A 22,013-nucleotide genomic window follows, 5' to 3' on the forward strand; every position below is an offset into this window, starting at 1 on the left:
TGGACGGCATCCTGAAGACATGACGGACACCACACCGGCACGGCTGCTCACCCTGCTCTCCCTGCTCCAGACCCCGCGCGAGTGGCCGGGCGGCGAGCTCGCCGCCCGGCTGGGCGTCAGCAGGCGCACCGTACGGCGCGATATCGAGCGCCTGCGCGAACTCGGATACCCGGTACAGGCCACGATGGGCGCCGACGGCGGCTACCGCCTGGTCGCGGGCAAGGCCATGCCGCCGCTGGTCCTCGACGACGAGGAGGCGGTGGCGATCGCCGTCGGGCTGCGGGCGGGTGCCGGACACGCCGTCGAGGGCGTCGAAGAGGCGTCCGTACGGGCCCTCGCCAAGCTGGAGCAGGTACTGCCTTCGCGGCTGCGGCACCGCGTCTCCAGCCTTCAGGCGGCGACCGTGCCGCTGGTGATGGGAGGCGGCGGGGACGCCGCGACCGTGGACCCGCACACGCTGACGGTGATGGCTTCGGCGGCCACCGGCCACGAGCGGCTGCGCTTCGGCTACCGCTCGGGCGACGGTACGGAGAGCCGCCGGCAGGCGGAGCCGCATCGGCTGGTGTCGACCGGTCGGCGCTGGTACCTCGTGGCGTACGACCTGGACCGCGACGACTGGCGCACCTTCCGGGTCGACCGGGTCAGCGAGGTGTTCGCGACGGGGGCGCGGTTCACCCCGCGGGAGCTGCCCGCCGGGGGCGCGGCGGAGTTCATGACCCGCTCGCTGTCCCGGCTCCAACCCAGGCACCGGCTGGACGTCACCTTCGAGGCGCCCGCGTCCTTCGTGGCCGCCCGCCTGCCCGCGTCGCTGGGCACCCCGGAACCGACCGGCGAACGGGCCTGCCGCCTGCGCACCACGGCCGCGGACTCCCTGGAGTGGCTGGCGCTGCGGCTGGCTCTGGTCGACTGCGAGTTCCGCGTGCACGAGCCCGAGGCGCTGGTCCACCACCTCCGCACCCTGGGCGCCCGGCTCCGCCGCGCGGCCGCCGCACCGGAGGACGGTCACGCGGCCCCTGGAGCGGATGACTGAGCTACCCCGTCCGTCCGTGCATGTGCGGGCAGCGTTTGCCGCGTCTGGTGAAGGCCGCGCCCGTCTCAAGGGCCATGGCGGCGAAGAATAACCGGCCTTCCCGCGACTGACGCGACGTGACCCAGTGGTACCCGGGGCCGCGTGCCAGCGCCTCATGGATCGCCTCGCGTGCCAGTCCCTGGCGCTGCCAGGCGAGGGCGACGGAGATCTGCTCGACGCGCCCCGTCCGGCATGCGTGGCACAGCTGGTAGTCCAGGCGGCCGACGGCGCGGTCCCTGCCGTCCCGCATGACGACCGTGTGGTGGCCGCCGGACGGGTGCGACCGGCTGTGCTGGATGCGCACGGCCGGGCTGCGAGCTGCGAGGCGCCAGATCCTCCACTGCATGCGGCAACCGTATGGCCCGAGACCCCCGCACTCAACGTACATGCGGAAATAGCTCCTGACGCCTGGTGAATCCGTCATACGGGGCGATAGGAGACCTGCGCCATGCCCCACCCTCCCTTGGGGCATGGCGCAGTGCGGGGCGTCGCGTCACACGATGCGGATGCCCAGTGCCCAGGCCGTGATCGTGGCCGGATCCGAGATGTGGTGGTCCTTGGAGGCCGCGCTGAAGCTCGGCGTCTGGGTGGTCGACGGTTCGAGCCGCCACAGCAGGTTGCCCGCCCCGCGGTAGTGCACCTCGGCGCCGCCGCCCGTCAGCGCGTACCCCTGCGCCACCGATGCCACCGCGGCCGGGTGCGCGGACTGGCCGGAGTCGGCCCGGGAGAAGCTGTTCAGGACGGTGCCGACCGGGAGGCGGCGCCGCAGCGCGATGGAGAACGCGCGGATGTTGGCCGGGTCGGAGACGATGTGGTCCTTCGACCGCGCCTTCCAGGAGGTCTCCGTGGCGGGGAAGGAGGCGGTGCCGAGGTTGCCGGACCCGTGCCAGTCCACCCGGAACCCGCCGCCAACGAGGACGTAGTCGTTCGACGACGGGATTCCGGCCTCGGCCTCCGGATGCGGGGCCACGCCGCTGTCCGCGCGCGAGACGTACACCGACCGCAGCAGCTGGTCGCGGCTCATCCCGGCGATCTTCAGACCGATGACATAGGACTCCAGCTCATGCGGCTGGGGGTCGATGTGGTCCTTCGAGCAGACGGTCCAGCCCGACAGGTCGTCGGTGGGATGCGACGCGGTCAGCAGCGCGCCGTTGCCGGTGTTCGTCGCCCTGGCGCCGCCGCCGATGGCGATCATGTCGCCGTCGCCGACGAGTATGGTCTCGTTGATCCAGTGCTGCTGGGCGGGGTTTCCGTGATGCGAGAACACCGACACGGTCACCTTGCCCGACGCGTCCCGGAACGTGTTGAGCCGTGTCCCCACGGAACTCAGCACCCGTCTCGGTGCCGGCGCCGGAGTCCTGGACGAGGCGGCGGCCGTGCCGCTCCCCACGGCGACGGCCGCGGCGGCGCCCGCCGCGGCCGTCGCCGCCCTCAGTACATCTCTTCTGCTTCTCATCAACCTGCCTCTCTCCTCGGTCCCCTGACACGGCGTCGGGACGAGCGGATCCGGACGGGCAGCGAAGCTAGCCGCGGCCGCGAAGATGCCGATATCCCCCGAAATAGGGGTTGACAGTGCGGTGACCCCGCCGGGAGAGCCCTTCGCGCAGGTCGGCGGCCCGCGCCCCGAGCGGGTCGGTGACCGGTGCGCCCAGCGCTGCCCTACAAGTCGGCCTATTCGGGCACGCAGGTGATATGTCGGTTGGCCAATCTTGCGCGGAGGGACGTCCTCAGCCGCTCGCCAGGAGTTCGCCGAGGCGGTCGAGGAAGACCTGCTGCTTGGCCACGATCTTCTCCCTGGCCTGGTCGAGGCCCCACCAGGCGACCCTGTCGAGCTCCGGGAACCGCTGGAGCCGGCCGGAGCGCGGCGGCCACTCCAGTTCGAAGGTGCCGGGGACCACCAGTCGGGGGTCCAGATCCCCTTCCACGGCCCAGACGGTCACCACCTTCCCGCCGGTCTGCCGGACCGACCCGAGCGCCGCCCAGTCGCCGGCCGGTGGCGGCAGCCCGAGTTCCTCGGCGAACTCGCGCCGCGCCGCGGCTTCCGGTTCCTCCTGGTCAGGCTGGTACTCGCCCTTGGGCAGCGACCACGCGCGCGCGTCCTTCCGGGCCCAGAAGGGCCCGCCCATGTGGCCGAGGAGCACCTCGGTGTCCGGGCCCGTCCGGCGGTACAGCAGGACCCCGGCACTCTGTCTTGCCGTCACCCTGCCAGTGTGCGGCGCGCCGGCGTTCCCCGCGGCTCGGGACCCGCGTCACCCGCCCTGCGGCGGTGCGCCGTCGGCGGCGGACAACTCGACGAACGCCGCCCGGCCGCGTGAGTCGAGACTCAGGATCGGGACCGCCTTGTCGCGGGGGTTGCCGTTGTTCTGGAACGCGATGAAGCCGCTCGCCCCCGGCACCTGCTGATCGCCGTCCATCTGGTGGAACATACGGGCCACCGCCTCGCCGGTCACTTCGCCCTCCCAGCGGGCGGCCATCCTGACGCCCTGGGCGGCGGTGAGGACGGAGTCGTGGGCCACGATGGCGCCGCCGTCGTAGCGGGGGTCGTTCGGGAACCAGCGGTCCAGGGTGCCGCCCTCCTGGAAGTGCTTCGCGGAAGGGGCGGAGACGCTGTGCGGGGCCCCGCGCCACATGTCGGGGTGGGCCAGGCCCGTATAGAGCACCCGCACCCCGGTCCGCGCGGCGTACGCGAGCTGCTTCGCGGTGAGGTTCGTGGTGTCGTCGCCGGTGATGACGGTGAACTTCTCCTCCTGGCAGGTGCGGTTGGCGATCGCGTCGAGGAAGTGGGTCAGGTGCTGCCCGCGGCCCGCGAAGTAGACCACCTCGGGCTTCCTCTGGCAGAGCTGCCCGGGGATGAAGCGCAGCTCGTTCTCCCAGGCGCTGCGCACCGAGGAGTCGAAGGTCAGCCGCTCCGCGACCAGCCGGTGGCCGCCGTCCTTGTCCGGGAACGCCTCGGTGAACGCGTCGCCCAGCGTCCTGGCGTACAGGTTGTGGTCGGCGACGTCCTGGACGACGACCGCCGTGCGGACCTTCTCCCGCTTCAGGTACGCGGAGGCGGCGCGCGCCTCGTCGACGTTGGTGGGCGCGACCCGTACGAAGCCGTTGATGTCGCGGATGTTGGTCGCCGTCATGGAGCTGGCGACCATCGCGAGGCCGTGTTCCGACAGCCGCTTCAGGGCGGCGAGGGTGCGGTCCGTACTGGGCCCCAGTCCGGCGACGGCCACCAGCCTGTCGTCGGAGTCCTTCCGCTTGGCCAGCTCCTCGACGGTGTGCTCCCACTGGCCCGCGCGGGAGCCCGGGTTGGCGATCAGCAGCCGGATCTTGGGGGAGGCGGGCAGGTCGCCGCGATTGTGCCGGTACTGCGCGAGGTAGGCGCCCTCCAGCTCGTGCCGGACCGACTCATCGGAGTTGCTGTCGTCGTCGGTGAGGGTGAAGGACGTCATGTACGCGACGCTGACGTACGGCTCCTCGTCGGCGTTGGCGGCGACCCGGTCGTTCTCTTCCTTGATCTTCTCGATGACGGCGTCGAGGTGGTCGTCGAAGCTGTACGAGCCGTCGGTGACCCCGACGCACTCGTCGGCCTCGCCCTTCTTCACCACGCCGTCCGCGCACCGCGACCGGGTGTCCTCGATCCAGTCCATGGTCAGCGGTACGGCCACCGCGAGCAGGGTGAGGACGACGGCGGCGATCACGACGCGGCGCACGATGTGCAGCGGCCATTCGAGTCTGGGCATCGGGCTCATCCCTCACTGGTGGACGTCAGCGGATGGCGCCAGTGGCGATAGCGCTCCGCCTCGTTGAACAGGGCCACGATGTCGCTCCTCCGAATGCGTGACAGCTGGTTGAACCCGTCGGCGATCAGGTTGTTCAGCCGCATCCCGGGGTCGGCGAGCGGATCGCTCCACACCCATCGCGTCAGGACCAGGTCGCGGATGACCGACTCGTTGGTGACCGAGCCCCGCGGGTCGTCCGGCGAGAGCCCGGCGAGCAGGTCGAGGGGGGTGCCGTCGCTCCGGAACCGGTTGGGCGCCGAGGTGATCGCGTTGAACTCGCTGATCCACTGCGTCGCCGGAACCGCCGGGAAGCGCTCGACCAGATGGCCGGTCACCGCCTCGACCTGCCCGGTGGCCAGCCGGTGGTACATCTCCTGGACCAGGCGCCGCTCGGCCGCGAAGTGCTCGGCGAGCAGCTCGTGCACCGTGTCCCAGTCACCCGGGCGCTCCGCCAGCCGCCACAGCAGCAGCCGTCGCAGCCACGGGTGGAGGGTCGGCGTCACCGTCCCCGGACTGAGCAGCCAGCGCGCGCGGGCCTCGCTGAACAGCGCGTCACCGCGGCTGAGCACCCGGGTGCCGATGGACAGGTCGCGCGCGGCGGCGCATTCGGCCAGCGAATCCCGCTCGGCGTCGGAGAATCCCCGCAGCAGATGGTCCAGGGCCGCCTGGATGAGGGCGCGGGCGTCCTCATCCTCGTGCGCCGTCCGGGTGGGCAGCGCACGCAGCCATCGGTCCTGGTCCGGCCCGTCCTCCACCGGCGTACCGGGCTGCCGAAGGACGTCCAGCACCTGGCGTACGGCCCGGGGCAGGCCGCCGGTCAGCCGGTGCACGAACGGGGCGAGCCGCGTGAACGGGGCGAGACCGGGGTGGTCGTGCAGCTCCAGCTCGATACGGACGCGCACCTCGTCGAGGGTGAGGTCGCGCAGCCGCAGCGGATACCACCAGGTGTCGTCGCTGTCGCGGCCGGGCCGGTGCTCGCGCCAGTCCTCCAGGGAGGCCCGGTCCGGGCCGCGTAACCGCCAGGGCCACTGGTCGCCCGTGGCCGGGCCCCAGCGGGGGAGCCAGCGGTTGGCGCTCGCGACGACCGTCAGCGGGTCGCAGGCGGTGCCCGGCGCGAGGGCGTCGTCGCGCCGGGCGCGTATCAGCAGGTCGAGGAAGCGGCGGCCGCGTTCCGTATGGGAGTTGTCGAGCAGCAGCAGGTACGAGCGTGGCATGAACGAGCGGCCCGCGTTCTGGCGCAGATCCTCCATGAAGGCCGAGAAGAGCACCCGGTCCAGCCGGTCCTGGTCGTTCTCGTCGCCCTCGTGCCGCCAGAGGTTGAGCTCCACCAGCGCGTCCCAGGGGTCCTGGCTCCGGGTGAGCGGGTGGCCGCCGTACCACGCCGCGTTGCCCGTGGACTTCCGGCCGGGCAGTCGGCGGCGGCCGTGCCGCACGGCGTCCCGCAGCAGCGCCAGGGCCGCCGTCGACGCGCCGTCCGGAGCCCCCACGGCGCCCCCCGCCACCTCGAAGAAGGCGGCGAGGTAGTCGCCGTGGCGGGCCTCGTTCTCCGCTTGGAAGCGGTCCAGCTCCTGGCGGATGCCGCGCCGCCCGTCGGCCAGGCTGGTCATCCGCAGCTCGTGGTCGGAGGCGAGCAGCCCGAGCGTGAGCCGCGGGAAGTGGGAGCGCCGGTACCGCGGCAGCTTGCGCTCCAGCTGCCGCGCGAGCAGGGCCAGGGCATAGCGCGGCAGCACCGACTGCTCGCCCCCGAAGCTCACGTACGCGAACGGGTGCTCGGCGCCGAACGCCTCCATGAGAGCGCTGTGCGCCTCGCTGGCCCCGCTGCCCCGCGGCCCGAGGAGCGTGATCACGGGGCGTTCCCTGGCGGGGGGCTGCGCGAGGCACTGGCCGACGAGGGAGATGATCCCGTCACGGCCTCTGAGGCCCATACCCGACCCGGACTCCGTCACGCCGCGCCCCCCGGTGCTACATGTGGCCTGACTCTCTTTCAGTGACAGCAAGAATGCCCCGCGTCCGCTGACCTTGCACGCCAAATGCCGCTGATTTTCGCCGGGTTGCCCGGAAAAAAGCCCGCGGGCAGGGGTACTCGGCATGCCCCTACGGCACTGTCACCACCATGGCCACCGCCGCCACCGCCGCCACCGCCGCCACCGCCGCCGCGCCGAACAGGGCCGCGGCGAGGAGGCGGCAGCGCAGCGCGCGGTAGCGGTGTTCGTACTCGGCACGCAGCTCGCCGCCGCGGGCGGCCACGCGCTCCAGGAATCCCCTCGACGCGTCCAGATGGTCCTGGGCGTAGAGCCGTTCCACCTCCTGGCGCTGGGAGTCGGTCAGCCACGGCATCCGGGAGCCGAAGGCGCGGGCGCGGCTGTGCGCCGTACGCTTCTCCGCCTCCCAGAGGAGGAAGCCCTCGATGTCGTTGACCGTCCCGGCTGTGTTCGTGTCGGCGGTGTTCACACCAGCGCCCCCTTCTCCTGGGCGGGTTCGGCGGCGGGCAGCCCGATCTCGGGGTGGTGCAGGTCGAACGCCGGGGATTCGGAGCGGATCCGGGGGAGGGCGGTGAAGTTGTGCCGCGGCGGCGGGCAGGAGGTCGCCCACTCCAGCGAGCGGCCGTAGCCCCACGGGTCGTCGACCTCGACCTTCTTGCCGTACTTGGCCGTCTTCCAGACGTTGTAGAAGAACGGCAGGAACGACAGACCGAGCAGGAACGAGGCGATCGTGGAGACGGTGTTCAGCGTGGTGACGCCGTCTGCCGCGAGATAGTCGGGGACGCGGCGCACCATGCCCTCGGCGCCGATCCAGTGCTGGACGAGGAAGGTGCCGTGGAAGCCGATGAACAGCGTCCAGAAGGTGATCTTGCCGAGTCGCTCGTCCAGCATCTTGCCGGTGAACTTCGGCCACCAGAAGTGGAAGCCGGAGAACATCGCGAAGACCACGGTGCCGAAGATGACGTAGTGGAAGTGCGCCACCACGAAGTACGAGTCCGAGACGTGGAAGTCCATCGGCGGCGAGGCCAGGATGACACCGGTCAGACCACCGAAGGTGAAGGTGATCAGGAAGCCGACGGCCCACAGCATCGGCGTCTCGAAGCTCAACGACCCCTTCCACATGGTGCCGATCCAGTTGAAGAACTTCACACCGGTCGGGACCGCGATCAGGAACGTCATGAACGAGAAGAACGGCAGCAGCACACCACCGGTGACGTACATGTGGTGCGCCCACACCGTCACCGACAGACCCGCGATCGCGATCGTCGCCGCGACCAGACCGCCGTAACCGAACATCGGCTTGCGCGAGAAGACCGGGATGACCTCGGAGATGATGCCGAAGAACGGCAGCGCGATGATGTACACCTCGGGATGCCCGAAGAACCAGAACAGGTGCTGCCACAGCAGCGCCCCGCCGTTGGCCGCGTCGAAGATGTGCGCCCCGAACTTCCGGTCCGCCTCCAGCGCGAACAGCGCGGCGGCCAGCACCGGGAAGGCCAGCAGCACCAGCACACCGGTCAGCAGCACGTTCCAGGTGAAGATCGGCATCCGGAACATCGTCATGCCCGGAGCGCGCATGCAGATGATCGTGGTGATGAAGTTGACCGAGCCCAGGATCGTACCGAAGCCCGAGAACGCCAGACCCATGATCCACATGTCGGCGCCCACACCCGGCGACCGGACGGAGTCCGACAGCGGCGCGTACGCGAACCAGCCGAAGTCGGCGGCCCCTTGCGGGGTCAGGAAGCCCGCCACCACGATCAGCGACCCCAGGAGGTACAGCCAGTACGCCAGCATGTTCAGCCGCGGGAAGGCCACGTCGGGGGCGCCGATCTGGAGCGGCATGATCCAGTTCGCGAAGCCCGCGAACAGCGGGGTGGCGAACATCAGCAGCATGATCGTGCCATGCATGGTGAACGCCTGGTTGAACTGCTCGTTCGACATGATCTGCGTGCCGGGCCGGGCCAGCTCGGCGCGCATGAACAGCGCCAGCACACCGCCGAACAGGAAGAACCCGAACGACGTGACCAGATACAGCGTGCCGATCGTCTTGTGGTCGGTGGTGGTCAGCCACCGCACCGCCGCGGGGCGGCGGTCATGCGTGATCCTCATGCCCTGTACGTGTCCGGCCCCCCGCGCGCCGTCACACGGGAAAGATCACAGGGCCGGGGTGTGATGCCCGGGGCGTTGCCGGACACAGGCGGGACATGAGCACGGACGACGCATTCGCCGATGCCTATCGCGCGCACTACTGGGCGGTGAGCCGCTATGTGGCCCGGCGGTTGGACGGCCAGACGTACGAGGTCGAGGAAGTGGTCGCGGAGGTCTTCGCCGTGGCGTGGCGGCGCAGGGGCGAACTCCCCGAGGCGCCGCTGCCGTGGCTGTACGGCGTGGCGCGGAACTGCCTGGCCAACACCGTCCGGGGCCAGGGCCGCTACCGGCGGCTGCTGCACAGAATCGGCCACCACGAGGCGACGCACGGTGCCCAGATCGTGCACAGTCCCGACGCGGAACGCCCCGGCGCCTGGGTGCACGAGGCCCTGACCCGGCTCTCGGCCGTGGACCAGGAGATCCTGCGCCTGACGAGCTGGGAGGAGCTGGACGTCGGCGAGCTCGCCGTGGCCCTGGGGTGCGGCCGCGGCGCGGCGGCCATGCGGCTGCACCGGGCCCGCCGGCGCCTGCGCGCGCAGATAGACCGTATGCGCCCGGCACGGACGCCCGCCGTGCCGGCGGCCGCCACCACGGGAGCGGCGACGGACAGGGCGGCGGCGAGCGGCGCCGTCCCGGCACAGCAGAGGAACCGCGGCGATGACTGACGAACTCGAACTGCTCCGGCGGGCCAACCCCGTCACGGCGGACGAAGGCCTCTGGCGCGACCGGCCCCTGGACAGCTGGGCGGAGCGGCGCCTGAACCGCCTGCTGCACGGCGGGCGGCGGCCGGGACGAGCGCGGCGGCTCGCGCTGGGCGTCGCCGCCGCGGCCGTCGCCACGGTCGCCGTCCTCACCCTCGCCTTCTCCGGCGCCACCACGGCCCCCGCGGCCGCCGCCCCGGTCGCGCTCGTACCGCGGGCCGGCTCCCAGGCCGTACCGCTCGACGAGATCGCCCGCCGGGCGAAGGAGCTGGCGCGGGGCAGCACGGCGGGTCCGCGCCGGGGCAGCCATCTCCAGGCGTGGTACATGAGCATGGAGACCGGCCCCGACGCCGTGCGGCCGGTCACGCTCCCGGAGGAGCGTGTCACGCGCTGGAACGCCGACGGAAGCGGCTCGGAGCTGGTCGTGGCCACCGACCCGGAACACCCGGGCCGAACCGTCGTCGACGCCGGCGGCAAGTGGCGCACCGTCGACGACGCCAAGGTGCTCCAGCGCAAGTCGTACCCGCCGGGGACCGGCGGCGGCCACGACGGCCTCTCCGGCCTCGAACCGCCGTACGACCCCGGGAAGTTGCGCTCCTATCTGTCGGACCTGTGGGGAGGCGCCGGCGACAAGCCGCCCCAGCTGCTGCAAGCGATCTCCTCGATGCTTCAGCAGTGGACGCCGGGTCCCCGCGAGAACGCCGCCATCTCCGAGCTGCTGGCCGACACCGGTGGCCTCCGCGGCGTCGGTATGGTCACCGACCGCATGGGCCGGCCGGGGCAGGCGTACGTCTACGACGGGCCGGACGGCTTCTCGAACGGGACCCGGCACATGGTGATCCTCGACCCGCACGACGGGCGGGTCCTTGGCATCGAGGTCACCTTCACCAAGGACCTCGACGAGTTCCAGGTCAAGGCCGGAGACGTGATGTCCTACGAGGCGTGGCTGTCCTGACCGGCGGCGGTACCCGATGACGGCGTCGCGCGGCGGCTCAACTCCGCCACCAGCCCGGCGGCGACGGGCACCGCCACACCGTGCCGCTCGGCGGCCCGGAGCAGGGCGCCGCCGATCGCGTCCACCTCCAGCGGGCGGCCCGCTTCGGCGTCCCGTTGCATCGACGACCTGGTGTCCGCGGGGAAGGAGTCGAACCGCCGCAGGATGGCGGCGGTGTCGACCGGGCAGCCGGCGGCGCCGCTCACCGCGGCGGTCTCCTCGACCACCGCCAGCAACTCCGCGCGCCGCTCCTCGCGCACGGCGCCCACGGTCAGCCCGTACCGCGTGGTGAGCAGCGCCATGGGAGCGAGAAAGGCCATCTTCGCCCACAGCGCGGCGGCCTCGTCGTCCCGGACCCGGGTGGGCACACCGGCGGCGGTGAGCACCTCGGCCAGGGCGTCGAGGCGGTCCCCGTCCACCGCGGCGCCGGCCAGGTCGACTTCGGCGAAGGGGCTGCCGTGCTCGATGACGCCCGGGGCGACGCGGGTCGACTCGACGCGGATCACGCCCGGCGCCATCTGTTCCGGGCGGTAGCGGCGGCGCAGGAGGGCCGGGTGCTCGATGCCGTTCAGGAGCGGTACGACGAGACCGCCGCCCAGCGCGGCGGGCGGCACCCGCTCCAGCGCCGCGGCCAGAGCCGTGTGCTTGACGGTGACCAGGCACGCGTCGGCGGGCTCGCGCAGCTCCGTGTCCGCCTCGACCCGCGCGGTGAAGCCGCCGAAGGCCGAGCTGCGCACGCGGATGCCGTCCCGGCGCAGCGTCGCGGCCGTCTCCTCACCCGCGAGGCAGATCACGCGATGTCCGGCACGGGCCAGCAGGGCGGCCAGCAGCCCGCCCACGCCGCCGGGGCCGAGCACCGCCACGGTCCATGGATGTGTCCCGGTCATTGAATTCCTCCCGCTCAACTGTCGATCGATCAGATGATCACAATGCGCGGAGAGTTAAGTCAATCCTAGGATTTTCTGGTAAATCCCCAAGGAGTGGCTTGGGGGTCAGGTTCATGGGCTCACGCGTCCGGTGTGCGGGTCGCCTCGCGCCCCAGTGACGACACGGCCTTGGCGAAGGCTGCGGCGTCGTGGACGGCGGCGCCGCCCAGGTCGTTGTTGAAGTACGCGTAGACCTCGGCGCTGTCCGGCCAGGTGTCGTGCACCCGTTGGGCCCAGCGGCCGAGCGCCTGGCGGCCGTAGCGGGGCGACGGCCGGGCGGCTCCGCCGTGGAAGCGCAGATACCCCCACGAGGTCGTCCGCCATAGCGGTGCGACGGGGCGGGAGCCCCGGTCCGCCCAGCACAGTGCGGCACCGTGCCGCTCCAGCAGCTCCCGGACCTCCGCCGTCCACCAGGAGTCGTGGCGGGGCTCGACGGCCACGCGCGCCGTGGCCGGGAAGCAGCCCAGGCAGGCGTCCAACAAGCCGGTGTCCACGCGCAGGTTCGGCGGAAGCTGGAGCAGGACGGGGCCCAGGCGGTCGTTGAGGCCGGAGGCGTGCGACATGAGCCGGTCCACGGGCTCCTCGGGGTCGTGCAGCCGCTTGATGTGCGTCAGGTACCGGCTGGCCTTGACCGCCATGACGAATCCGTCGGGGGTGCGGTCCCGCCAGGCGGCGAACTGCTCGGTCGTGGGGAGCCTGTAGAAGGCGTTGTTGCTCTCCAGGGTCGCGAAGTGCCGCGCGTACTCCTCCAGCCACAGCCGCTGGGGGCAGCCGGACGGGTAGAGGACGCCGCGCCAGTCCTTGTACTGCCATCCCGACGTTCCGATGAGGACGACCATGCCTCGATCTCATCGCACGCGACGGCGCCGCCGGGCAACTCCACGCCGGTCATTCGAGTGATGATCGCATGTCCATACGGCGGGTTGGGGCGGTTCTGGCTTGGCCGGGGCCGCCCGCCGAGAGACCGTGTGCAGTCGAACCACCCGAAATCCGCCTGGAAACTCCCGAACTGAAAGGCTGTGCCATGCGCCGTATCGCCGTCCTCGCCCTCGGAGCCACCGCGCTGCTGGGGCTCGCCGCCTCCCCGGCGAGCGCCGTCCCGTGCAATGGCGACGTGTGCGTCAACAGCGTGTCCCTCACCTTCCCGCCGCAGCACCTCATCAAGGGGCCCGTCAGTTGGATGGCCGACGCGCTGAACCCCTTCGACGCCCGGTAGCCCACGGCGGCGAGGCGGTGGCGCGGGAAACCGCTCTCGGCACGGCTCGCATCGCAGGTATATTGTTCTAGTGATATGCGAACAAGTGGGGGGTGGTTGCGTTGCGTGACTCGACGCGTCCGACGAGCCGTCGCCGGACCCTTGTGGTGTCACTTCCGTTCGGGCTCGCCGCTGTTGCCGCGCTGGTGGCGTTCGCGGCGCTGCGGGACCGCTTGCCGGATCCCGTGGCCACGCACTTCAGTGCCGACGGCGGCGCGGACGGCTTCAGCGGGCGGGACGGATTCCTCGGCACGGTGCTGGGAGTGCTGCTGGGCGCGGGGGTCGTCTTCGGCGTGTTGACGTATGCCAGCCGCACGGCGCCGAGCGCGCAGCGCGTTCTGGCCGCGTCGGGATGCGCCGTCGCGGCGCTGCTCGCCACGGCCTTCGGCGCGACGGCATGGGCGAACGCCGCGGCCGATGGCGCGGCGGTGGCCACGCTGCCCGGCTGGCTGATGGCGGTGGTCCTCGCCGCGGCCGCCGCGGGTGGCGGGCTGGGGTGGCTGCTGGCCGGGGCGGACCCGCGTCCGTCCGGTTCGGTACCGGCGCCGTCCCCGGCGGCGCCCCGCCTGGCGCTGGCCGAGGGCGAGGTGGTCACCTGGACGCGCACCGTCGGCTCACGGGTGCTCCCGCCGGCCGGTGTGGCGATCGCCGCCGCCGGTGCGGCGATCGGCCTCGCCGTCAGCTGGGGGCCGGGATTCGCCCTGCTGGGCGGCGGTGTTCCCATGGCCCTGCTGACCGGTGCGCGGGTGACCGTGGACCGGCGGGGCGTCACCGTCGCCCCGCTGCTGCTGCCCCGCCCCCGGATGACCGTACCCCTGGAGCGCATCGAGGAGGCGACCGCGCGCGAGGTCCGCGCGCTGCGCGACTTCGGAGGCTGGGGCTACCGGGTGCGCCCGGGCGCCGGCGGGGTGATCCTGCGGTCTGGCGGCGCGCTCTCGATGCGGCTCGCCCATGGCAGCGAGTTCGTCGTCACGGTGGACGACGCGCACACCGCCGCCGCCCTGCTGAACGCGCTCGCCGCCCGCGAACGGGCGACCGGGGAGGGCTGAGATGCTGTTCCGCCTCGACCCCGCCTCGCCGCGGTCGCTCAGCGAGCAGATCGCGGGCTGCGTACGCCAGGCCATCGCCGACGGCGAGGTCCGCGGCGGTGAACGCCTGCCTCCGGCCCGGCAGCTCGCCGAGTCCTTGGACGTCAACATGCACACGGTGCTGCGCGGCTATCAGCGTCTGCGCGAGGAGGGCCTGGTCGACCTCCGCCGGGGCCGTGGCGCGGTGGTCACCGGCGTACAGCCCTCCGGGCGCGCCCGGTTGGTGGAGCACACCCGCGAGCTCGTCGCCCAGGCCCGGCGCCTCGGCCTCCACGACGAGGAAGTGATCAGTCTGCTCCGCGTGTCACTGGCCCAGGAAGGCATGCCCTGATCCCGGGGCCGGTTCCGGGGCCTGACGGTCTCGCCGAGGAGCACCCGTGGCGCTCGCGAGGGAGCACCCGTGGGTGGCGGCGGCTCGAGCCGCCACCACCCACGCCGACCGGATTCCGGTCCCCCCTCTGGGCGGCGCTCCGTCAGACGCCGGGCTTCCCCCATCGGTACGGCCGTACTCTGCCGCGTCGCCGCGGACAGCCGGGCCCCCACGCCCCTCTGACTCCGCGGACCGGTACCGGCGAATGATGGCCTCTGGCCATCGGCTCGCCCTCCAACCTCGCGCCACGGACGGCCGCCCGTCCCCCGTGGGCAAGATTCCCTCATGAGCGAGCCTTCGACCTGCTGCGTTGACGTGGCCCTTACGGAAGCCCGGGACTCCTTGACGGCTTTCTGTCAGCCACAGGGGGCCGCCGGAGGAGGCCGTCCACCATGCCGCCGCCGGACAGCTTCGCCATGGGGGACTGGCCACGCAGCGCACGCCCCACCCGGCCGCCGGACGTCAATGAAGCGTCAGCGATGCGTCAACGATGGGAGAACTCTCGCCAGGGAAGCGTCAACACCGGCCGCATGAGCCGAGTCGCCACGTTCGCTTTGGGGTGGCCGGCGTTCATGCCTCGCGCGACCGCGCCGCCGTCCGGAACCCTCACCGTGGGCTCATCAAGCCCTCTCCCTCGGGTGGTGTCATGTCCCAAGAGAACATCGTCGGCGTCATCATCGCTGTCTGCCTGCTCGGATACCTGGTGCTGGCGCGGATCTTCCCGGAGAAGCTCTGACGGCCGCGGTGACACGTGATCTTCGGCCGGGCGGTGCGCCCGGCCGACTCAAGGTCTTCCTCGGGGCGGCACCCGGAGTGGGCAAGACGTACCGGATGCTCGACGAGGGCCGGCGCAGGGCGGGGCGCGGCACCGATGTGGTCGTCGGCATCGCCGAGTGCCACCAGCGGCCCCGCACCGAGGGGATGCTGGGCGGCCTGGAGACCGTCCCCCGGATCCGGCGCGGCCACCGGGGAGCTGAGCCGACCGACATGGACGTCGAGGCCGTGCTGGCCCGGCGCCCGCAGGTGGTGCTGGTCGACGAGCTGGCGCACACCAACGCTCCCGGCGGCCGGCACGCCAAGCGCTGGCAGGACGTGCGGACGCTGCTGGCGGCCGGCATCGACGTGGTCACCACGGTCAACATCCAGCACCTGGAGTCCCTCAACGACGTCGTCGAGAAGATCACCGGAGTCCCGCAGCGGGAGACCGTCCCCGACGAGGTGGTCCGCCGCGCGGACGAGATCGAGCTGGTGGACATGGCACCGGAGGGGCTGCGCCGCCGCATGGCACACGGGGACATCCACCCTCCGGAGCGGATCGACGCGGCGCTGGCCAACTGCTTTCGTGTGGGCAGTCTGACCGCGCTTCGGGAGCTCGCGCTGCTGTGGCTGGCCGGGCAGGTCGACGAGGCGCTGAAGAGGTACCGCACGGCACACGCCATCGGGGGAGTGTGGGAGACCCGCGAGCGCGTCGTCGTGGCGCTGACCGGGGGACCGGAAGGCGAGACCCTGATCAGGCGGGCGGCCCGGATCGCGGCCCGCGCGTCCGGGGGCGACCTGCTCGCCGTGCACGTCGCCCGCACCGACGGTCTGGCCGACTCCTCGCCCGCGGCGCTGGGCGCGCAGCGGCGGCTGGTGGAAAGCCTCGGCGGGAGCTACCACTCGGTCGTCGGCGACGATGTCCCCACCGCCCTGCTGGACTTCGCCCGCGCGGAGAACGCCACCCAACTGGTGATCGGCGCCTCGCGCCGCGGCCGGCTTCTGCGCGTCCTCGGCGGCCGCGGCATCGGCGAGAGGGCCACCGCGATGTCCGGCGAAATCGATGTCCATACGGTGACCCATGAGCGGTCCGGACAAGGCCGCCGTCTCCCGGCGCTGCGCGGCAAGCCCCCGCTCTCCCGCCGGATCGCGGGGCCGGCTGCCGCACTGGTCCTCCCGTTCCTGCTCACCCTGCTGCTCCTGCTCGACCGGCCCGGCGGTCCCCTCGACATCACCAGCGAGGCACTGCTCTTCCTGATCACCGTGGTCGGGGTGGCGTGCTTCGGAGGTGTGCTGTCCGCGCTGCTGGCCGCGGTCAACGCCTCGCTGCTGCTGCACTACTTCTTCATGCCGCCGTCCGGGCACTTCACGCTCGCCGAGCCCAACAACGTCCTGGCCCTCGCGGCCTTGACCGGTGTCGCCGTGACGGTCGCGGCGATCGTGGACCGTTCGCTGCGGCTGTCCCGACGGGCCGCGCGCGCAACGGCCGAGGCGGAGACGCTCTCCGCCCTCACGGGCAGCGTGCTCCGCGGTGACCAGGCCATCCCCGCGCTGCTGAGCCGCATCAGGGAGACCTTCGGGATGGAGTCGGTGCGGCTGGCGTACGGATGGAACCGGCTTCCGGGGCCCGGGACATCCGCACTCCGCGGCCCCGATCCCGCTCCTGAGCAGCCGAGCACGGGGGAGGGCGTGATGGTCCCGGTCGACGAGGACACCGCCCTGGTCCTGAGCGGACGCGGACTTCCCGCGTCCGACCGCCGCGTGCTGGCCGCGTTCGCCGCCCATGTCGCCGCCGCGCTGGAGCACGCCCGGCTGGCCGAGGCGGCAGCCGAGGTCGAGCCGGTGAAAGCGGCCGACCGGATGCGCACCGCGCTGCTGCGGGCGGTCAGCCACGACCTTCGCACCCCGCTCGCCGGGGCGCTCGCCGCGGTCAGCTCGCTTCGCGGCCGCGAGGTCGAGTTCTCCGCGGCGGACCGTGACGAACTGCTGTGCACCGCCGAGGAATCCCTGGTCAAGCTCCACCGGCTCGTGGAGAACCTGCTGGACATGAGCCGGATCCAGGCAGGTGCGGTCACGCTGCACCTGCGGCCCACGACCGTGGAGGAGCTGCTGCCGCTCGCGCTGGACTCGATCGCACAGCCACCCCGCCGGGTCGCCACGCACGGACTGGACACCGCCCCGGAGGTCCTGGCCGACCCGGCGCTGCTGGAGCGGGTGATCGCCAACCTCCTCGCGAACGCCCTCCGGTACAGCCCGGGTGAACGCCCCGTCACGGTGACCGTGAGCGCCCTCGCCGACCGTGTGGAGCTGCGCGTCATCGACCGCGGCCCCGGTCTCCCACCGGGCGGCCGCGACCACCTCTTCCAGCCCTTCCAGCGTCTGGGCGACACCGACAACACCACCGGCACCGGACTCGGCCTCGCCCTCTCCCGCGGTTTCGCCGAGGCCATGGGCGGCACGCTCGACCCGGAGGACACCCCCGGCGGGGGCCTGACGATGGTGCTGTCACTGCCGGCGGCTCCGTGACGGACCCGGGCGCGTCATGCCGGGCAACGGCGGTCCACCCTCTCGGCGTCGTAGGGGGCGGGCTCGGCCTCGGGCCAGTGGACTCATGTTCCGCCGTGGGCACCGGCCTTCGCGATCACCGTCACGACCGCGTAGGCGGTCTTGCGTACCCGTAGCAGCGCCGGCGGCACATCTCCTCCTCTGGTGTCGGTCCGAGTCTCACCGTACGCATTTTGGAAACGAATGTCATTTCGGTTAGCTTGGTCGGGCAGCGACACCTCATGGGATGGGTATGCACGAACGACGACACGAGCAAGAGCCGCAGAAGCTCGGCCCCTACACGGTCCGCCCGGCGGAGCCCCGGGACTGCGACGGCGCACGCCGCGTCATGCTGGACACCTTCTATCGCGAGTTCGGGTACGGATACGTGCCCGCGTGGCACGACGACGTCGTCGACATCCGGGGCGCCTACCTGGAGCACCCGCGCCATCTGCTGGTCGTCGCCCGATCGGGGGACGACGTTGTGGGCACCACCGGGCTGCTGTCACGGGGCCCGGCTCATCCCCCGCATCCGCGATGGCTCGCCGAGCGCTACCCCTCCGGGTCCACCGCCCAGCTGGTCCGGGTCTACGTACGTCCCGACCACCGGCGCCATGGACTGGCCCGCGCCATGGTGAGGATGGCGTGCGAGTTCGCCGCCGCCACGGGGGGATACGAGTGCGTCTACCTCCACACCAACGTCGACATCCCAGGCGCGCAGGCCTTCTGGAACAGCCTCGCCAAGGAGGTCTTCGACGCCAGGACGACCGGTGAGCACGGAACGGGCTTCGGGACCGTGCACTTCGAGATCCCCCTGCCTCACCGCTGAACCGTCGGGCGCCGGCAGGGCGGCGAGAACGGGGCGCCGTCGGCCGCGTCGTCCCCTGGGAACGCTTGGTCCGGCTGCACCAGGAACCCGCGCGGCCGCCCCGCCGCCGCGCCGCTCCGCCGCGGTGGCCGTGCGACGGCTCGTACCCGCGGACACGCGGGCCCTCACCGCGTTCACGGCGCGGGCCCCCGACACGGTCTGGAACCACGCGACATGGGGCGGTCCGGCCGGTCTCGCCGCCTCCGGCCACGGCCGGGCCGCCTTCCCGCGCGCTCGTGAGTCGCCCGGTCGGGTGCGGTGCGCCTGGCCCCGCGGGGACTCTCGGCTGCCTAAGGTGCGGCTGTGGACCTGGACGACGATCTGCGCCTGCTCAGCCGTGACGAACTGGTCGCCGAGGTACGGCGGCTGCGCACAGGCATCCGTGCGCACAGGGACAGTTCGGGGCACGAGCTGTGCTGGCATCACCCCCGGCTGTGGGGTCTGCTGCCGGAGCGTGTGGAACCGGAGGTGGCGGTGCCGCCATGGCCGCGCTTTCTGCGCGGCTGCGTCCGCTACCGGGAATCGCTGGATCGCCAACTGCCGGACGCGCCGGTCCACGACCGCGAGTACGGCGAGTAGGGCCTGGTGCCAGTCCGCTTCAGCGCAGGACTTCTGCGGTGGCTCGTGAGGCATCTCCGCCGGTCCACAGAACGGGTGGACGCCGTTGGAAGGCGTGACCGGCGGACGTACGGACGGAGCACCTGCGCGCGCTCACCACGCTGGGGGAGCGGTCCATTGCCGCCGGACCGGACGCCGCGACGTGGTCGTTGCGTCGTCGGCGAGCTACACCTCGGCGACGAGGAATTGCTCGGCCCTGGGGGGACGCAAGCCGTCGGGACGGTTGGCGAAGTATCGAGCGGCCAGGTCGTCGGGGGATATGTGTTCAGCCTTCGTGAACCCTGCCTCCAGGGCTGCTTGCCGCATCTCGTCAGGCGAGTACAGGCTGATGAACGGGGTGCCCGACGCGGCGGCGTTGCGCATCGAGAACTCCTGGACCTGCCGCTCGTCCGGGTCGAGCATGTCGAGCGGCGGCAGGAACGTCGTGGCGAATACGGAGCCGGGCGCGAGCGCGGCGACCTGGTGCAGCGTCGCGGTGTTGGCTTCGTGTGTGAGGTACATGCTGACGCCGGTCGACGCGATGACCGTCGGCTTCTGCGGATCGAACCCGGCGGCGGTCAGCCGCTCCGTCCACGAGTCGCCGGCCTCGAAGTCGACGGGCACCAGGGTCAGCCAGGACGGGATGTCGTAGCCGAGTTCGGTCAGGCGCTGCCGCTTCCATGCCTGCGTGCCCGGCTGGTCGATCTCGAAAACGCGGAGGCGGGAACCGAGTTCGGGGCGCCGCTGGGCGAAGGTGTCCAGGCCGGCGCCGAGGATGACGTACTGCGCCACGCCGGCGTCGGCGCGTTCGGCGACGAGGTCCTCGATGAAGCGGGCGCGGGCGACGATGGACGCGCGGACGCCACTGATGCCCGGCATGGTCATGTCGCCGCGCTCACGCCAGTTCTGCCCGGGGTCGGCGAGCTTCAGCCCGATCTCGTCGTTGAGCACGTGGGGCGGGGCGTCGGCCTGGGCGTGAAGAGCGCGCCACAGGGCGACGCGCACAGCGGTGTGGTCGGGTTCGTACTTGCCGGAGAGGTGCTGTCCGTCAGCCATGGTGGTGTCCTTCCGTGCCGTCGTTGCCGTCGGGGAGTGGGGCTTCGAGAGTGACGATCCGCCCGTCGGGGTCGCGGACCAGCGCCTGTCGGACACCCCAGTGCGTCGGCGTGAACGGCTGGGCGAACTCCGGTGCGCGGTCGGGCGCGAAGGCCTCGGCGTCGGCCACCTTGAGCACGGGGTGAGTGGCGAGCTCGCGTTCGTGCTGCTCGACGATGAACACGTAGGGCCCGCCGGCCGGATGGGACCAGCGTCCGGAGCCGTGGTCGGTCTCCAACACGCTCTCGAAGCCGAGCGACTTCCAGAACGCGGCGGTCGCGCCGTAGTTGCGGGTCTCGACGAGGAACCCCTCGATGCCGTCAGTCGTCATGAGTGCTCTCCTTCCCAGCGGTTGCGACGCGCTGGAGGTACTCGGTCAGGGCCGCCTCGACGATCGCGGAGAGTGACCGTTCGGTGTCGACGGCGTGATGCTTGACCTCGCGGATGAGGTCGACCGGCAGGTAGACGTTGAACTGCTTTACCTGTCTCTCGGAGGCCATGGTTAGGATGCTAGCACTCTAGATGCCTAGGGGCGAGGAGGTAGGGAAGCAGGGGTGGGCGGCTGGCCTCCCGCGACGCAGGTTCAGTACCGGGGGCGCTACAGCCTCCGCCCCGCCAGGTGAGCCGGCTCGCCTCTCTACGTCGGCTTCCGGTAGGCCCGGAATGCCCGTGTGGCCAGGACGCCCATCACGAGGACGGCCGCCGTGAGCAGTCCCAGACGGGTCCAGACCGTGCTCCAGTCGGTGTGCGCGAGCATCGCCTGCCGCGGAGCGGGCCGACAAGGCGTACGCCTCCCGCAAGAACCGGTCCTACCTGCGCAGGCGCGGGATTCGCTGCACCACCCCCGTATAGGGCCGACCACTCCCGAGAGACTCGCCGTCCGTTACGAAGCCACCGTCCTCGTCGCGGCCATCAGCCAGTGGCTGTGACCAGCAGTTGTGGTGCACGCCCGGAAGCAGCCCGTCGGCATGGAACCGCGGTCACTGCCCGGCCGCGTCGAGGAGGATCCGCGCCAGTGCGTCCGGCTGGGAGAACATCGGCCAATGGCCAGTATCCATCGCGACCAGCCGCCACTGATCGCTCGCCAGTAGCCTGGCCACATCCTCGTTCGGCTCGGCACCGTCGAGCAGGCACTTGACGTACGTCGCCGGAAGCTCGCCGAGCGGCCGGGCCAGCACCGCCGGGTCGGCCAGCGAGGCGCCCGGGTGCGGCGTCGATCCGCCCACGAACCGGGCGATCTGCTCATCGGTCAGGCCCTGACCGTCGCAGTCGGCCTCGGCCAGCGGTGCCCAGAAGCCGCCGTTCTCAGCAATGGCGGCTTCCAGCTTCGCCGGGCCCGCCCACCAGTTGGAGACGAACGACTCACCATCGGCCGGAACGTTGGCGTCGATGAAGACCACGCGGGCCAGCCGGTCGCCGATCAGCTCGGCGGCCTGACCGACCGGGATGCCCGAGTAGCTGTGACCGACCAGCACGACGTCGCGCAGATCGAGGTGCTCGACCTCATCGACGATGTCCCGGACGTGAGTCTGCCGCCCAGCAGGCACGGCCTGTTTGTCGGCGAGACCGGACAGCGTCAACGGGTGGACACCGTGGCCGGCTTCACGCAGCGTGGGTACCACCTCATCCCACGCCCATGATCCGAGCCACGCACCTGCAACCAGTACAAAGTTCGACATGGCCGCACGGTAGCCGAGGGGGCTGACAACGCCTCGCAGTGGCGGCAGCAAGGGGCTTGTGCGTAACGTCGGTCCCTCTTCGCCCGCTACACAGAGCCATCGAAGCCGTGTGGGCCCTGCCTCGCAGTGCGACGGGCAGGATCCTGAGTCGCGTACTCATCACCGGTG

22 protein-coding genes and 2 pseudogenes are annotated in these 22,013 nt (G+C 71.8%); 11 read left to right on the top strand and 13 right to left on the bottom strand.

Annotation, left to right across the window (positions count from 1 at the left end):
• The first annotated feature begins 19 nt into the window (after positions 1 to 19).
• Complete coding sequence (locus tag ACQUSR_RS30615; protein WP_431046134.1) at positions 20 to 1,030, top strand: helix-turn-helix transcriptional regulator; 1,011 nt, start codon at positions 20 to 22, stop codon at positions 1,028 to 1,030.
• Position 1,031: 1 nt separating this feature from the next.
• On the opposite strand, the gene ACQUSR_RS30620 is transcribed toward ACQUSR_RS30615, so the two are convergent.
• The 7 genes and pseudogenes from ACQUSR_RS30620 to ctaD form a co-directional block, all read right to left on the bottom strand.
• On the bottom strand, positions 1,032 to 1,415 hold the full coding sequence (locus tag ACQUSR_RS30620; protein ID WP_431046136.1) for a GNAT family N-acetyltransferase: 384 nt from the start codon (positions 1,413 to 1,415) through the stop codon (positions 1,032 to 1,034).
• Positions 1,416 to 1,562: 147 nt separating this feature from the next.
• On the bottom strand, positions 1,563 to 2,525 hold the full coding sequence (locus ACQUSR_RS30625; RefSeq protein WP_431046138.1) for a hypothetical protein: 963 nt from the start codon (positions 2,523 to 2,525) through the stop codon (positions 1,563 to 1,565).
• A 271-nt stretch (positions 2,526 to 2,796) separates the two neighbouring features.
• Entirely contained in the window at positions 2,797 to 3,270 is a 474-nt protein-coding gene (locus ACQUSR_RS30630; RefSeq protein ID WP_431046140.1) for an NUDIX domain-containing protein, read from the bottom strand.
• Positions 3,271 to 3,318: 48 nt separating this feature from the next.
• A complete protein-coding gene (locus ACQUSR_RS30635; protein ID WP_431046142.1) occupies positions 3,319 to 4,800 on the bottom strand; it encodes a branched-chain amino acid ABC transporter substrate-binding protein in 1,482 nt (493 codons plus the stop codon).
• 5 nt (positions 4,801 to 4,805) lie between these two features.
• Positions 4,806 to 6,686, bottom strand: coding sequence for a hypothetical protein (locus ACQUSR_RS30640; RefSeq protein ID WP_431046144.1), 1,881 nt, complete (start codon positions 6,684 to 6,686; stop codon positions 4,806 to 4,808).
• 247 nt (positions 6,687 to 6,933) lie between these two features.
• On the bottom strand, positions 6,934 to 7,290 hold the full coding sequence (locus tag ACQUSR_RS30645; RefSeq protein WP_431046146.1) for a hypothetical protein: 357 nt from the start codon (positions 7,288 to 7,290) through the stop codon (positions 6,934 to 6,936).
• A 44-nt stretch (positions 7,291 to 7,334) separates the two neighbouring features.
• Positions 7,335 to 8,933, bottom strand: a pseudogene (ctaD, locus tag ACQUSR_RS30650) (aa3-type cytochrome oxidase subunit I); the annotation flags it as partial.
• Between the two features lie 95 nt (positions 8,934 to 9,028).
• Here ctaD and ACQUSR_RS30655 point away from each other — a divergent pair.
• Entirely contained in the window at positions 9,029 to 9,637 is a 609-nt protein-coding gene (locus tag ACQUSR_RS30655) for an RNA polymerase sigma factor (RefSeq protein WP_431046148.1), read from the top strand.
• Complete coding sequence (locus ACQUSR_RS30660) at positions 9,630 to 10,628, top strand: CU044_5270 family protein (protein ID WP_431046150.1); 999 nt, start codon at positions 9,630 to 9,632, stop codon at positions 10,626 to 10,628. Before ACQUSR_RS30655 ends, ACQUSR_RS30660 begins: the two co-directional genes overlap by 8 nt.
• On the opposite strand, the gene ACQUSR_RS30665 is transcribed toward ACQUSR_RS30660, so the two are convergent.
• Together ACQUSR_RS30665 and ACQUSR_RS30670 are read right to left on the bottom strand one after the other, a co-directional pair.
• A complete protein-coding gene (locus ACQUSR_RS30665; protein WP_431046152.1) occupies positions 10,607 to 11,554 on the bottom strand; it encodes a ketopantoate reductase family protein in 948 nt (315 codons plus the stop codon). The genes ACQUSR_RS30660 and ACQUSR_RS30665 overlap by 22 nt on opposite strands.
• Before the next feature lie 119 nt (positions 11,555 to 11,673).
• Entirely contained in the window at positions 11,674 to 12,432 is a 759-nt protein-coding gene (locus ACQUSR_RS30670; protein WP_431046154.1) for a DUF72 domain-containing protein, read from the bottom strand.
• A gap of 185 nt (positions 12,433 to 12,617) precedes the next feature.
• On the opposite strand from ACQUSR_RS30670, the gene ACQUSR_RS30675 reads away from it, so the two are divergent.
• The 7 genes from ACQUSR_RS30675 to ACQUSR_RS30705 all read left to right on the top strand — a co-directional run bounded on the left by ACQUSR_RS30675 (position 12,618) and on the right by ACQUSR_RS30705 (position 19,053).
• Positions 12,618 to 12,809, top strand: a complete 192-nt coding sequence (locus tag ACQUSR_RS30675; RefSeq protein ID WP_431046156.1) for a hypothetical protein — start codon at positions 12,618 to 12,620, stop codon at positions 12,807 to 12,809.
• A 146-nt stretch (positions 12,810 to 12,955) separates the two neighbouring features.
• Positions 12,956 to 13,897, top strand: coding sequence for a DUF1648 domain-containing protein (locus ACQUSR_RS30680; protein ID WP_431046158.1), 942 nt, complete (start codon positions 12,956 to 12,958; stop codon positions 13,895 to 13,897).
• 1 nt (position 13,898) lies between these two features.
• Positions 13,899 to 14,267, top strand: coding sequence for a GntR family transcriptional regulator (locus tag ACQUSR_RS30685; RefSeq protein WP_431046160.1), 369 nt, complete (start codon positions 13,899 to 13,901; stop codon positions 14,265 to 14,267).
• A gap of 685 nt (positions 14,268 to 14,952) precedes the next feature.
• Entirely contained in the window at positions 14,953 to 15,042 is a 90-nt protein-coding gene (locus ACQUSR_RS30690) for a potassium-transporting ATPase subunit F (protein ID WP_431046162.1), read from the top strand.
• 95 nt (positions 15,043 to 15,137) lie between these two features.
• Entirely contained in the window at positions 15,138 to 17,588 is a 2,451-nt protein-coding gene (locus ACQUSR_RS30695) for an ATP-binding protein (protein ID WP_431047933.1), read from the top strand.
• A 271-nt stretch (positions 17,589 to 17,859) separates the two neighbouring features.
• Positions 17,860 to 18,435, top strand: a complete 576-nt coding sequence (locus ACQUSR_RS30700; protein WP_431046164.1) for a GNAT family N-acetyltransferase — start codon at positions 17,860 to 17,862, stop codon at positions 18,433 to 18,435.
• A gap of 342 nt (positions 18,436 to 18,777) precedes the next feature.
• Positions 18,778 to 19,053 (top strand): hypothetical protein, encoded by a 276-nt coding sequence (locus ACQUSR_RS30705; protein ID WP_431046166.1) that lies wholly within the window; start codon positions 18,778 to 18,780, stop codon positions 19,051 to 19,053.
• 204 nt (positions 19,054 to 19,257) lie between these two features.
• Here the strand turns inward: ACQUSR_RS30705 and ACQUSR_RS30710 are convergent, their stop codons facing one another.
• From ACQUSR_RS30710 to ACQUSR_RS30720, 3 genes are read right to left on the bottom strand one after another with little or no spacing between them, the layout of a single operon-like run.
• Positions 19,258 to 20,127, bottom strand: a complete 870-nt coding sequence (locus tag ACQUSR_RS30710; protein WP_431046168.1) for a class I SAM-dependent methyltransferase — start codon at positions 20,125 to 20,127, stop codon at positions 19,258 to 19,260.
• Entirely contained in the window at positions 20,120 to 20,497 is a 378-nt protein-coding gene (locus tag ACQUSR_RS30715; protein WP_431046170.1) for a VOC family protein, read from the bottom strand. Before ACQUSR_RS30715 ends, ACQUSR_RS30710 begins: the two co-directional genes overlap by 8 nt.
• A complete protein-coding gene (locus ACQUSR_RS30720) occupies positions 20,487 to 20,666 on the bottom strand; it encodes a ribbon-helix-helix domain-containing protein (protein ID WP_431046172.1) in 180 nt (59 codons plus the stop codon). The genes ACQUSR_RS30715 and ACQUSR_RS30720 overlap by 11 nt, the downstream gene beginning before the upstream one ends.
• Before the next feature lie 250 nt (positions 20,667 to 20,916).
• On the opposite strand from ACQUSR_RS30720, the pseudogene ACQUSR_RS30725 reads away from it, so the two are divergent.
• A pseudogene (locus ACQUSR_RS30725) lies at positions 20,917 to 21,012 on the top strand (IS5 family transposase); the annotation flags it as partial.
• Positions 21,013 to 21,146: 134 nt separating this feature from the next.
• On the opposite strand, the gene ACQUSR_RS30730 reads toward ACQUSR_RS30725, so the two are convergent.
• Positions 21,147 to 21,845, bottom strand: coding sequence for an alpha/beta fold hydrolase (locus ACQUSR_RS30730; RefSeq protein ID WP_431047935.1), 699 nt, complete (start codon positions 21,843 to 21,845; stop codon positions 21,147 to 21,149).
• Between the last annotated feature and the right edge of the window lie 168 nt (positions 21,846 to 22,013).

The organism is Streptomyces sp. P1-3 (assembly GCF_050613155.1).
Taxonomy (GTDB): Bacteria; Actinomycetota; Actinomycetes; order Streptomycetales; family Streptomycetaceae; genus Streptomyces.